Here is a 1,425-nt window from a genome sequence, read left to right on the forward strand (position 1 = left end):
TCTGTTAGACTTTAAGTATTGAGAAAGGCAGTCAACTCTGCTTTTTTATAATACCAGCGAGCCGGAGACAGGCTAACCGAGTGTGTCGAGCAGAACTCGAAATCCCGAATCAGCCCCTCCGGCTTCGGTATTATCCAAACCTAAATAGCATGCTAGTAAAACACTACGAACAGAGTCAGGTCCGATAATACCTAGCTGGCATACGTCATTAAGGTTAATCAAACATGAGGATTTTTTATGGATCTCACAAATCTAACCCACTTTATTGGTATAGATATTTCTAAAGATACCCTGGACTGCTGGCACCGTCCTTCCGGGGAACATATGCAGTGCGCAAATTGCGAGTCCGGTTTCCAACAACTAAACCAGTGGATAACCGAGGCGGGATGTACCGACCAGAACAGTGTTATTTGTATGGAGGACACCGGAATCTATGGTAAACGACTATTGGTTGCGTTAACCCAAATGGGATGGAGATGCTCGGTAGAAAAGACCACCATATTGGAAAAGGTGGGCCCGGACCACCATCGTAAAGATGACCAGTTTGATGCTCAGCTACTGGCTGAATACGCGGATCGTTTTGCTGATCAGTTATCACTGAGCACCCCGGCAGAGCCGGTATTAGATCAGCTTCAACAACTCTATGCTGAACGTCGCCGGCTGATACGCCAGCAAACGGCCACCAAAACCAAGCAAACGCAATCGGCCCAACAGCCGGACTGCCCGGAGCTGGTGCGCCAGGGGTGGGAAGAGCAACTACAGTTATTTGACAACCATATTGCCCAGTTGGAACAGCACATTCGGCAGTGCATACAAACCCATGATGGGCTGCAGGAATACTACGACTTGCTGGTCAGTATTCCTGGTATTGGAGAAGTTACCGCCTGGATGTGGCTGATTCTCTTTTTTGGAGAACAAAAATTGAATCCTAAGGCTATTTCCTCCCGTTTTGGAGTAGCTCCCCATAGTCATAGTTCAGGAAGTTCGGTGCGTGGGAAAACGCGTTCTTCCGGCCATGGAAGTGCAGAAGCACGTTCTACGTTAACCATGGCAGCCCGCTCGGCCAGTACACACAACGATAAATTCAGTGCCTATAAACAGAAAAAACTGGAGGAAGGTAAGCCTTGGCCGGTAGTTCGTAATAACCTGGTAAACAAATTAATCACTATTATATGTGCCATATGGAACAGCCAAACTTGCTATAAATCAAACCATGAATCCAGATTCGACAAACAAAAAAAGGCTGCTTAGTACTTGATTAAGTCATAGCATTCGGGATTCAAGCGTTACGGGTCTGAGGCCAACACCGAACGCTACGAGGACCTTCGGACGCTCGCAGGTTCTTTGTTCTAAAATCATCTTTTCAATCTTGAGCGTAGCGGTGACTAGAAAGTAGTTGCTCAGGAAGTCTCCGACTTCCAATAT

Annotated in this window: 1 protein-coding gene; it reads left to right on the forward strand. The window is 46.9% G+C overall.

All coding sequences use genetic code 11. The features are described 5' to 3' along the window. Positions 1 to 237 precede the first annotated feature (237 nt). The gene (locus C3B73_RS05985) at positions 238 to 1,251 is read left to right on the forward strand and encodes an IS110 family RNA-guided transposase (RefSeq protein ID WP_103664008.1); all 1,014 of its coding nucleotides are present in this window, start codon (positions 238 to 240) and stop codon (positions 1,249 to 1,251) included. The last annotated feature ends 174 nt before the right edge of the window (positions 1,252 to 1,425 follow it).

This window comes from Gracilimonas amylolytica, assembly GCF_002911695.1.
Classification (GTDB): domain Bacteria; phylum Bacteroidota; class Rhodothermia; order Balneolales; family Balneolaceae; genus Gracilimonas; species Gracilimonas amylolytica.

Excerpts from the sequence above, each read along its gene's own strand:
- C3B73_RS05985 (WP_103664008.1), top strand. The coding sequence starts at position 238 with ATGGATCTCACAAATCTAACCCACTTTATTGGTATAGATATTTCTAAA.